This window comes from Sphingomonas silueang, from assembly GCF_040049155.1.
GTDB classification, from domain to species: Bacteria; Pseudomonadota; Alphaproteobacteria; order Sphingomonadales; family Sphingomonadaceae; genus Sphingomonas; species Sphingomonas silueang.
Genome location: NZ_JBDZDK010000058.1, coordinates 1 through 10,817, shown reverse-complemented (window position 1 = coordinate 10,817; position 10,817 = coordinate 1). Strand labels below are relative to the sequence as shown.

Genomic DNA, 10,817 nt, shown 5'->3' with positions numbered 1-10,817 from the left:
CAGGGTCGCCGGCGACTGGCCCGCCACCCGCTGGGACGAGCTGATGCCGTGGAACTGGGTGCCCCAGACAGATCAGCCAACAGCCCAAGCCGCATAAACTGCGGTCCTCACGCCACGCTTACGATTATTCAGGGGAGATCGCGGAAGCGGCGCTCGCCCACACAATCTCGAACAGGGTGGAGGCGGCCTATCGCCGGACCGACTTTCTCGACAAACGCCGGCTGCTCATGCGGGACTGGGCGGTGTTCTGCAAAAAGACAGCCCCTTCGCCGGCGAATAGCCGGGAAGAAGAGGTCGACGCCTGAGCCTGCACTATGATGAGGAAAGCAGTTGTAGGGTAGGAAGTACGCCAAGTACAACTAGGGTTAGCGCGGCCGGTGTCGGTTCTCGATCGACCCGCTCCTCACCGATTGCGCTAAGCCTGTAGCGGACGCAGTCAACTGCCTTCAACGGCCAACTCATGCTGTGGAGCGCTGGCAGCAGCCTCGATCAAGTAAGCGGAACGGCCATTTGCGACCAAAGCCAGTCGTTCAGATCAGTTGCCGCGAACGTCTCCCATTGACCGAAGCTGCCGATGAATCGCTCGGATGCAGACCGTCAGCAAGGCGCCTCAGTAGCGGTCGTAGAGCGCAGCGCGAGATGCTCCGGCGACCAGACGTTCGCTCAGGTGCGGCTCGAACGATGGCTGGGACACTAACCGGCCTATTCGTCTGGCCACTACTCGTGCTATTCATTCCGCCCTACAGCTTACAGAAGGGCGGCTCGCGCCTTCCCGCTTAGCCCTATTTGGAGGGCGGGAGATCAGCCTCTTCTCGGATCTTCGCCAACAGCGTGCTCGCTTGCCCGAGAAGCGATGCAACCGCAGCTTCCCGGCCCTGCAGCTCCTCCAGGGCGTCGAGCAAGCGCATTAGTCGCCCCTTCTGAACGAGCGCGACCGGGTACTCAGCATTATTCAGCGCCCGAATGATCGCTGCCGCTTCGCCGCCGGGATCGTTGAGCCCCGCGTTCATCAGTCGCTCGGCAATGATCTTCTCTGCAATACCGTCGCCGGTTTCGCTCTCGTCGATACGCGGCTTCTCACCCTTCAACACGATAGTCACTCTCCGATGCCTACACGAGCGTGCAGATAGCATTGATGCCGCCATTGTCGGAAGCTGCGTGTCCGGGCGAAAAGATGGTGCGCCGGAGACCGCCGGCAACTTAGGTTAGTGCCATACTTCGAGATCGGAAGCGCTGGGCGGCCCGTCTCGACCGAGGATAGGCCGCCTCCGATTCCGGGCGGCTAAGCGCCCTATAAGCGGTAATGTAACTGCGCCAACATTTACGCCAAAGGCCGCCATGGGTTGAAAAACCGCTTTTGAGCCGCGTCGCAATTCACGCGAGTAATTGCTCTGCATTAGCCACTTACGCGCCATCGAACTCAATGTTGCGCAGCGCGACGGTCCAGTCGGCGCGGCGCCGCTCCATCGCCAGCTGGTTGTCCGCCGACTTTATGAAGCGCGCGGCGAAGTCGCGTACGGCCTCGTTCTCGTCGGCTTCCCACTCGGCGACGAGGGCCTTGCGCGCCTCCTGCGCCTCAACGGAGCCGTATTCGCCAACGAGCACGCCGCTCGAGTCGATGACGATGTCGACGATGTTCAGCAGCTCGTCGTCCACGGGCAGGAAAACGACGATCGCGCGCAGCAGCGGATGCAGGAACTTCTCGCCCTCGTAGGCCCTCAGCACCGAGAGCACGAAGTCGATGCCCTCGCGCCCCTGTTCGAGCTGGCCGTAGAGCAGCGGATAGAGCGGGTGCTCCAAGTTGGGGAAAAGCTCAGAGATCAGCCGACCGCCGTGGAACTGGGAGAAGGCTGGATTGGCGTCGAACCACGCCCGCGCCGCCGCCACGATCTCACCCGGAGCGGCCGCGAGCGGCGCGCGCAGGTAGTGGAAGCCGTGCGGCAGGTCCTCGTATAAGTTGTCCCCGTTCTTGCTGTCGTGCTGGAAGCGCCGGCCGATCAGGTCGATGACGGCTTGGACGTGCTCCGCTGCGATGACGGCGAGCATCGCCTCGCCGTCGCTCCCCAGCCGCGGCACGTCTGTCATCAGCGCGAGCAGCGGGTCGACCTGATCGGCGGAGAGTCCCTTCAGCAGCGCGACCTGGTCCCAATTGAACATGCCGCCGGTCCAGTTGAACACGCCGCGCGACGCCAGCGACCGCGCGGCCGGCAGGTAGATCTCGTCGAACAGCCCCTGCGGACGCTTCGCCGACTGCCGGGCGGCGGCGATGGCGGCGTTGTGCAGGATTGCGTCGTCTGCCACTGCCAGCCCCTTAGCGGTGATGGTGGCCAGCAGGTCGAACCGGAACGCCTCGGCGAACTGCAGGTAGTAGGCGATTGAGGACAGGTGCCGGTCCTCGCCGATCCAACCCTCGAGCAGGCGGTCTATGTCCGGGCCGCGGCCAGCTTCCCAGAGTCCATGGAGCATGCCTGGCAGCCATGCCGCGAGGCGGTCGCTGAGCCGGGGCAACCAAGACAGCAGGATGTCGGGCTGAGCCGTCGCGAGCCGCTTGATAAAATCCTGGAGTCCAATGAACGTCGCCCCATCGCTGCTGCGCGTCTCGACGAAGCGCTCGAGCCGCACGAGCCACTCGTCCGACGTGTCGGCCGTGACTTCCGCGATCAGCGCTTCGATGCCGGCGGACTGCTCTTCCTTCCTCGCCTCGTAGTCGAAGCCCGGCTTGGCCCACATGCTCGCGGTCACGCTGTCGTAGCCGACGAGCAGTCGGTAGCGGGCCAGTTCGGGATCGGCGTCTAGCGCGGCACGGACTTCGGCGAACGCCTCGAGCAGCCGCCCCTGCGCTGACGCCAGCACGGCGTTACCGGCCATGGCGGGCGGCAGCGCGTGGTAGGCGTAGTATCGCTGGTGGACGGCTACCTCAAGATGCCGCCTTGCCTCGAGCCCTAGGCCGGGGATCACGCCGGCGAAGAACCCCATAACTTGAGCGAGGTCGTCCATGATGACTTCGCCGAGCTGATCAGTGTAGCCGGCGTTGTTCGGCGTGCTGCCCGCGGCGAGCATGGCGTGCCGCACATTTTCCTTCGTCCCGTGGTCGGCGAGGAGCCCGTGCAGGCGCTCGAGCTGTCCCAGCGCATCGCGGCGGATTTGCTTCAGCTCGTCGGTGACGACGACCGATCCGTTGTGAAGCAGCATCGCGTCGGCCTTCCAGCTGGTGCCGGTCACCGTGCTAGAGAGGGTCTCCTTCAGCATGATGGTGGCGGTAGCGGCGGCGTCGACCAGGGAGGCATCCTCCATCCCCGCGATCCTGTCGACGATCAGCCGCTGGATTCCCGGCCCGACCTTCTTCCAGGCATGGAGGTCATACTGGGCGAACCGCCGGGCGAGATCGTCGATCGGCTTGCGCTCGTCGTCCGTGACGGCGGAGCGGCGCATGGCGATCACGGCTTCGAACATCCGCTCCGGCGCCGCGTAGATCAGATAGCCACTTTCCAAGATCCGGCAGATCTTGACGATTACCGCGTGGGACTTGGTGCCGGGATATTCGCGGTTGAAGTATCTGAGTGGCACCTCGGGCATCCCGGGCGCGCGCATCGCCGCGTCGGACATCGTGTCGATGATGTCGGGCGCGGCGGCGATGTAGTCATCGAAGTGGGGCAGCACGAAGTTCGAGTAGCGCTCGACCGTCTCCTCGAGGCTGTTGCGGTCGTCGCAGCCGCGGATCGTTGCGAGGGCGTCGCCGTCGAACATCTCCTTGCCGTCGCGCAGTCGGGCATAGTCGCTGGCGATCTTGTCGAAGGCGTAGCCCGCTGGCTGGAGGTGTTCCTGCATCACCTTGCGCAGCCGCTTGCGCATCGCCTCGATCTTCGCGGCGCCGAACCCAACGTCGGTCATCGGCTTGTAAATGGTGTCGTGCGCCATCTCGGCCCAGGCGTGGTCGAGGATCGTCTGGATTTGGATCTCGCAGCGCAGTCCGGCGAACCGGCGGTATTCGGGGAGCGCGCAGCGCGGTTCGCTCAGCGTCACCACCCAGTTCTCCGATATGAAGAACTCGGCACCCTCCTCCTTGCTCTCGGGGTAGTGCATCTTGGAGCGATCGTAATCGACTTCGAAGTTGGCGCGCAGGATGCCGCTGTTCCGGAACCGCTCGACGTCGCCGTTGGTGTAGAGGATCACGCGGCAGCCCGCGACGTCCTTGGCGACGTCGCCGATCGGCGTGTCGGCCTTCGCCCCGGCCTTTGCGAGCTTCGCCTCGAGCGAAGCCGACTCCTTCGCGCGCCACTGGATGTTCTGCAGGCGAAGGTCGCGTTGCTCGGCGATCGCCGCCTCGAGGATGTCCGCCACCGCCTCGGCGAAGTCGGCGTATAGCGCCATCCCACCGGTCTGATATTCGTCGAAGGTCATTCCGCGCTCCCGGTCCGCATTCAGATCGGCAAACCGAGGCATATCGAATGTCCGTTTCAGACAAAGGCTCGTCTAGAACCTGCCGTTCGGCAAACGGCCTAACTTCTGTCGCTACGGGGTGTCGTTCAGACTAACCATGAACATCAGCTTCTGACAAGAGTTGGACATTAAGGAGGTGACGTTATGCGACCCTGACCTGAGCGGCGGGATTGACGTAGTAGATTTTGCTTGACGAGAGAGCTGGTGCAACCGCCCAGCTCGCACGTCGATTGGTATGCGGAGTCTTCGCTGATACCTGCGGCTTCCGTCGGGCGCCGATCCCGATATGCCGAGACAGCGCAAATTGCGCGCCTGGAGGGGGCGAATGGACGTGGAATTCCTGGAGGCGCAGGCGGTGCGGCGAAAGCTGCGGCGCCTCATGGACGAGCATGACCAATTTCACTGGGCCGTTGCCTGGGGATCACATGCCGATATGACCGAGCGACTTCTCGCCAATCGCGCCAAGTTCCGCAACGTCACCTTCGGGGTAGCGTTCAGCCAGACCGACCCCGATCTCGTTGCAGCGCTGGTCGGCGTGCCGCACAGCTATGTCGCGACCAGATTCGCCGACGGGACCTATCATCCCAAGGTCTATGGCTTCCGCAGCGGCAGGCGCGTCGCGGCGATTATCGGCAGCGCCAATTTCACCGGTGGCGGCCTCGGCAAAAACCTCGAAGCGGCAGTTGCGCTCACCGGCACGATCGACGATCCGGCGCTGGCCGACATCATCGCGTTCGCACGGACCAGCGCCGGGTATGGGCGGCGAGTGACGCAGCCCTACGCAGATGCCTATCGCGCCAGTTGCGTTCGCGCCGCGAGGCTGCCCAAGGCGCCGCGCGATCCCGTACCAGAGGAACGCGTTGCGGCGGCCGGCGCCATCACGGCGATGGACTGGGATGAATATGCGCGGCGGGTCCGGGCCTCCCGTCATCATGACGTTGACCGGAGCTTGGAGCTGATAGCCGTGGCCCGACGCTGGTTCGCGACGGAGGCTTCGTTCGCGCGCTTCTTGGCCCCACAACGCAAGGCGGTAGCCGGCATCCTAGGCGAGTATCAGAAGGTCGGACCCGATCTCGACCGCGAATGGGGCTGGTTCGGATCGATGCGCGGCGCGGGCGACTTCGCGAACCGGATCGAGCAGAACGACCGTTTTCTGGCCAGGGCGCTCGACGGCATCCCCTTGGCCGGCGACGTGACGCAGGGCCAGTATGACCGCTTCTGCCGGCTGTTCCGGGAGGCATTCACGGGCTCGTCGCGCACTGGCGGCGTGCCGACCGCGACGCGGCTGCTCGCGATGAAACGGCCGGACACCTTTCTGTGCGTCTGCAAACCCAACATCGTCCAGGCGGCCAAAGCGCTGGGCTTCGCCCGCACCACGCTCGACCTAGACAATTACTGGGAGCGCGTAATTGAGCCGATCCGATTGTCGGACTGGTACAACGTTGACAAACCGGACGCGGGCGATGGGGAGCTGTGGGAGGCTCGCGCAGCCATGCTCGACACGTTGTTCTACCGTCCATGATCGCGTGACGCGAAGCGTTCAGTGGGCGTCCGTTGTGTCCAGTTGCCGCGGCGTGTTCCCGAGCGCCCGGCTGGTGTAGATCGTGAAGCTGACCACCAGCAGGATGACCCCGCAGAACACTTCGCACAGACTCAGCGCCTTAAGCGTAATGTCGGCCGGCAGATAGCCGCCGCCGCCGCTCGTCGTCACAACATTGCCACTGTACCAGACGAGATCGGTGAGCCTGCCTGGCGGCTTGGGAAGCTCCGTTGGCAGCCATGCCGACGCCGGGAGGAGCGCGTAGATCAGCGCGAAGTTCGAAACCAGCTCCACGTAGCTGCGCATGGCGAGGCGGACACGCTCGCCCCATCCGAGATCGCTCGACGAGTCCGGACTCTCCAGTTTGTCGAACGCGTCGCGGAGAAATGCCCAGGAGACCTCGAAGAACCGGGCGAGCAGCAGATATTGCAGGACGGCGGCCCACCAGACGTAATGGTCGGGCTGGATGCGCGCCAGATCGTTGCCGGAGAGCAGCGTCGCCAGCGCCAGGGTGGCGAGCGACAGCAGGAAGTAGAGCCAGTTGAGCCGGCGAATGACCGCGGCGCGGCGCTTTCTGTCCGACCGCGGCTTCAGGATATTGGCCAATGCCCAGGTCGGCGACAGTAGCCAGAACGGTTGCCGCGCCGTTTCGCGAAGCCGCGACCGCCAAGTATCCGACTCGTCGTCCGTCGCAGCGGCGATTCCCTCCCTGTCTGGATCGCTTCCTTCCATGCGCCGACTATTCATCAGTTCCGCGACCGATCCAAGCCGGCGTTTCTGCCAACCAGGTGCGGCGGCGTTCTGCGAGCGCTATGCGCGTTTCGCGGTCGCTTCGAGCGTCGTCCAGACCTCGGGAAAGAGGGACCGGCACCGGGCAAATTCGTCCTGGCGGCAATTCGCGATGAACGAATGCATCGGCCACAGCCGGTGTTCGCCGTCCAGCTTGGCCAACATGAATTCTACGATTGAGCTGACGCCCATGATCTGGACGGCGGCCTCGAATGCTTCAACCGAGCAGATCTGATAGGGATAGTCCGTCAGCAGAGCCGGATCGAGGCCGCGCTGCGCGAAGCCCGCCGCGACCTGCGGATCGAGGATCGCCGCGATATGCTGCCCGAACGCGTTCCATTCATCCAAGGTCAGAAGCATCGGAAAGACCGGTCGTGCTCCCGGTTGCCAGTGAGGATAGCGACCCTCCAGCGCATCGCGCAGCGCGGCGTACATCTGCACGATACTGGAGGCGAGCCGCGCCAGTTCCTCGGTCAGCGCATCGCGCGACGTCAGGTCGATTTTGCCCGCGAGCTTCATGCGCGCGACCTTGCACTCGATGAAGAGCGTTCCGCTGTCGTCGTCGACAATCCAGTCCACGCTGTCGCGCGCGCGACCGGCCGGGCCATAGCGCTGCTCCGGCAACAGGGTCATGCGACCATTATGGTCGGCGGCGGTCACGACGTCGCCGACATAGGCCTGGAATGACGCGCCCATGGCGTTGCCGAACTCCGGCACCGGAACGATGTCGAAGTAAATTCCGTCGAGCAGGCGCCGCAGCAGCAACGGCGTCAGCGGCGCCGCCAGGCGGCCGTCGGGGGTGCGGACGAGCGGGTGGAGGCGGAGCGGATTGAACGCATAGGCCCAGTTCACGTCGAAGCTCGCCCGCGCTCGGACGGTCGCGCCGAGCGTCGACAAGTCCGCCGAGAAGCGCTGGAGGAAGCGGTCGACGGTCTCGGGTGCGACGTCGTTGATCTGGTTGGCGATCGGGAGCGCGTGGTACATCGAGTCCTGGAACGCTCCGCTCAGCGCCAGTCCGATCTGGTACATTTCCGTGATGCTCATCCCGAACTCGCGCTCGATGAGCGGGCGTACTTCCGGATGATCGTAGAGCTTGTAGTGGCGCGCGACGTTTTCGTGATCGACCCGCGCCTGCCAGGGCCATTGCCGATGGGATATCCGGCTGAGTTCATACATGACCTCGGCCGCGTCGACTCTTCCACGATAGGCGGCCCCCTCAAGACGCCTCACTTCATTGATCAGCGCCGACACCGCGTTCCAGTCGTCGATCGTCCGGTCGCCTCGCAATGGGCAGTTGGCGACTATCTCCCGCGCGAGGGTCTCAAACTCCCATTCGAGCAAACCCAGCGCCGTACCAGATCGATAGGCCGCGAGCGGGTGGCGGAATGCCGGCGGCAGGGGCCTGTCGAACTGGAGGAACTGAATGAATGCCCACACCGCTTCCAGCGCCGGAAGCGCGTCGATCCGTCGCAGTCTGTTGCGGAACGGCTTGTACTCAGTAAACATTGGCATTGGCTAAACAGTGCGGAAAACTCTCTCAAGGCAGCATTTCGGCATTGTCGTACAGGAACGCCGCATTGCGCGGTGTCGCGCCGACGGCTGCGCATCCACACCCCATCTCCTTGTCGAGGATAGCGCATCGCGCGTCGGCATTTCGCGTGACGCTGGAGGCATATCCAGTACGCAGACAGTTTGACATGGACGTTTTTGCCCCTGGCGTTGGGGGTTGAGGGACCAGCCTGTCAGAGCCTCATCTCTTCTCGATAAGATGCACCTCGACAGTGAAACCCATCAGCTCGATCCTGCTGGCGGCGGCGCGGAGGCTTACCTTGCTGAAGAAGGGCAACCCCAGTTTCTTCGACCGTTGATAGCGATGGCGCATGATCCCGTAGACGACCTTGTAGTCGGCGGGGACCGGCTTCGACCGTCCGTCGGGAAGAAGCAGTTCGAAGCCTGATTTCTTCGCCTTCTTCTGCCGCTTGATTGCCGAATCCCGCATGGCCTTGCGGAAGGTCTCGTCGCGCACGAACGACTCCGCGGCGACCACGCCCTGGCTCCACAGATGGCTGATCGGCGCGGACCCGTGACCATCCTTGAGATGGATGAAGCGCTTGTCGCGCGACAAAAAATCGCACGGCTCGAGATTGGCGCCGGGGGCGCCTGCGGGCGACGCCTTGACCTTGTCGAGGTTGAGGAGGTCGGGGTCCTTGTCGAGTTCCGCGATCAATTCCTGCTCGTTGAGCGCCTTCGTGCTGGCAACGACGGGCGCGGCCGACAGCAATTTCTGGAAATCGGCTTCGACGCTCGCGAAGAACTTGTCCTCAATGCAATACCAGTCGCCCGCGAACAGGACGTAGGTCTTGCTCTTGTGGGCGGTTTCGAAGACGAAACAGTCGTAAAGCCGCTCGCGGCGCTGCTTGTTGCCCTGCCCGTCGATGACGACGCGGATTTCCTGGCTGGACTTGATGTCGGCCATGTCCTTCAGCTCGGCGGGCTTGCCGGCCTTGAGTTCGGCTATGTAATCCTCGATCGTCAGTTCGCCGTAGCCAGTTTTCGCTCCCGGCCGGAAACCGGGGCCGAAATAGCCGATTTCGTGTGTGGCCTCGGGGTCGATGATCTCGGGGATGGTCAGATGCAGGTCCGACGGCTGACCCGCCAGCAGGCGCTGAACTTCCGCGAAGACGAGCGCGTCCAGCGCGAGCACCAGATCGGTCTCCCGCACCGGGCTGATCTGGTCGATGAACGCATAGTCCTTTTTGTAGTCGTTCGCTTCGAACAGCTTGAGCGCCGCTGCGCACTTGGCCGCGACCGCATCGGCCGAAATCTTCGCGGTCAAGGTCAGCGCATCCTTGCCCGACAGGGAGCTTGCGAAATTGGTGTCGGTCGGCACCCCGCCGGCGAGCCGAAGGAGATCGTGCTCGGTGTCGATGCCGAAATCTCCGAGATCGGACTTGCGGCTCGCCTGGACGCGCTTCTGGAACGACGTCGCCTCAAGGGTCGCGACATCGAGATTCTTGAGGTTGGCGCGGACGATCGAATTCAGGGCGACCTTGAGCCCGAAGTTGCGTTCGAATGCGTCAGCGTGGATCGCCAGATGGCCGCCCCCGAAGGTCAGCGCGAAGGTGCGGGCGCCGCCTCCGGTTGACGCGATGTCGAGAAACAGGATGGCGGCGCAGCTCTTGTTGCGGAGCCGGAGTTCGCCGTCCGCGGTGAACTGGTTGAGCAGCTCGAGCCAGGGCGGCGTGTTGTCGTCAGACTGGTCGTAGAATAGACGCCCCGTTTTGGTGGCGTGTTCCTGAAGCTCGCGATTGGCGCGTACGGCGTCGTCGACGGTGCGGTCCTTTCTCAGCAGCCGAAGCGAAATTGTCCGCGTCGCGATCGTAGCGGCGGTCTTTTGCTGGCGCACGGCTTTTGCCATCGACTCTCCTGGCGCAGTTTCGCGCATTGCGATGGTAGCGATCGTTACGCCTCCGTCCAATGCTCGTGTCGACGTTCATCCATAATGGTCGATTTTGACGCTCAAGGCGCCAGAGAGGATCGCAGAAATGCATCCGCTCTCGCCCTGCCTGATCGCGAAAGCCAAGGAAGCGGTCGGCAAAGCCGCGCCCGACAAGGGTATGCGACAGGGACATCAGCCGCGGGGGGCGGAGTCGGAGCGACGGCGCTTCGCTTCGCCAGTCGCCCGAGGTGATCCCACTGGTAGTGGCGACGTATGTCGGCTGCCCGCTCTCGTTGCGGAACGTAAAAGACCTGTTGTTTAAGCGCGGCATCGACATTGCCCACGAGACCGTAAGGATGAACGAACGTCCGTTTCCGGGTGCCGCTCAGGTTGCGCTGAATGTCCGGGTTTGTGGGTCTTAGCGGCTCGACCTGCAAACGAAGCTAATGTCTGCTTCGCGCGATCTGATGTTCGAAAGCTGCCTGACTGTGGATCGGCGTGGAAAAGGGACCCCGGTAGCGGGGTGATCGGCGTCGAAAAAGGACCCCTCATCCCGGTGGTCTAGGCTGTTCGCTTGGCGGTGTGTCAGGCGGCGAGATCGGGATGCTG

General features: G+C 63.6%; 6 protein-coding genes. 1 reads left to right on the top strand and 5 read right to left on the bottom strand.

Annotated features, from left to right (window positions below; genetic code table 11):
- Positions 1 to 782: 782 nt before the first annotated feature.
- Positions 783 to 1,100: a hypothetical protein gene (locus tag ABLE43_RS22620; RefSeq protein ID WP_348980220.1), complete on the bottom strand. Its 318-nt coding sequence runs from the start codon at positions 1,098 to 1,100 to the stop codon at positions 783 to 785.
- 304 nt (positions 1,101 to 1,404) lie between these two features.
- Entirely contained in the window at positions 1,405 to 4,401 is a 2,997-nt protein-coding gene (locus tag ABLE43_RS22615) for a hypothetical protein (protein ID WP_348980219.1), read from the bottom strand.
- A gap of 364 nt (positions 4,402 to 4,765) precedes the next feature.
- Here ABLE43_RS22615 and ABLE43_RS22610 point away from each other — a divergent pair, with 364 nt between their 5' ends.
- On the top strand, positions 4,766 to 5,962 hold the full coding sequence (locus ABLE43_RS22610) for a phospholipase D family protein (protein ID WP_348980218.1): 1,197 nt from the start codon (positions 4,766 to 4,768) through the stop codon (positions 5,960 to 5,962).
- Between the two features lie 18 nt (positions 5,963 to 5,980).
- Here ABLE43_RS22610 and ABLE43_RS22605 read toward each other — a convergent pair whose 3' ends face one another.
- The 3 genes from ABLE43_RS22605 to ABLE43_RS22595 all read right to left on the bottom strand — a co-directional run bounded on the left by ABLE43_RS22605 (position 5,981) and on the right by ABLE43_RS22595 (position 10,187).
- Positions 5,981 to 6,712, bottom strand: a complete 732-nt coding sequence (locus tag ABLE43_RS22605) for a hypothetical protein (protein WP_348980217.1) — start codon at positions 6,710 to 6,712, stop codon at positions 5,981 to 5,983.
- A 78-nt stretch (positions 6,713 to 6,790) separates the two neighbouring features.
- Complete coding sequence (locus ABLE43_RS22600) at positions 6,791 to 8,275, bottom strand: hypothetical protein (protein WP_348980216.1); 1,485 nt, start codon at positions 8,273 to 8,275, stop codon at positions 6,791 to 6,793.
- 244 nt (positions 8,276 to 8,519) lie between these two features.
- The gene (locus ABLE43_RS22595) at positions 8,520 to 10,187 is read right to left on the bottom strand and encodes a DUF6119 family protein (RefSeq protein WP_348980215.1); all 1,668 of its coding nucleotides are present in this window, start codon (positions 10,185 to 10,187) and stop codon (positions 8,520 to 8,522) included.
- Between the last annotated feature and the right edge of the window lie 630 nt (positions 10,188 to 10,817).

Excerpts from the sequence above, each read along its gene's own strand:
- ABLE43_RS22615 (WP_348980219.1), bottom strand. The coding sequence starts at position 4,401 with ATGACCTTCGACGAATATCAGACCGGTGGGATGGCGCTATACGCCGAC.
- ABLE43_RS22610 (WP_348980218.1), top strand. The coding sequence starts at position 4,766 with ATGGACGTGGAATTCCTGGAGGCGCAGGCGGTGCGGCGAAAGCTGCGG.
- ABLE43_RS22605 (WP_348980217.1), bottom strand. The coding sequence starts at position 6,712 with ATGGAAGGAAGCGATCCAGACAGGGAGGGAATCGCCGCTGCGACGGAC.
- ABLE43_RS22600 (WP_348980216.1), bottom strand. The coding sequence starts at position 8,275 with ATGTTTACTGAGTACAAGCCGTTCCGCAACAGACTGCGACGGATCGAC.
- ABLE43_RS22595 (WP_348980215.1), bottom strand. The coding sequence starts at position 10,187 with ATGGCAAAAGCCGTGCGCCAGCAAAAGACCGCCGCTACGATCGCGACG.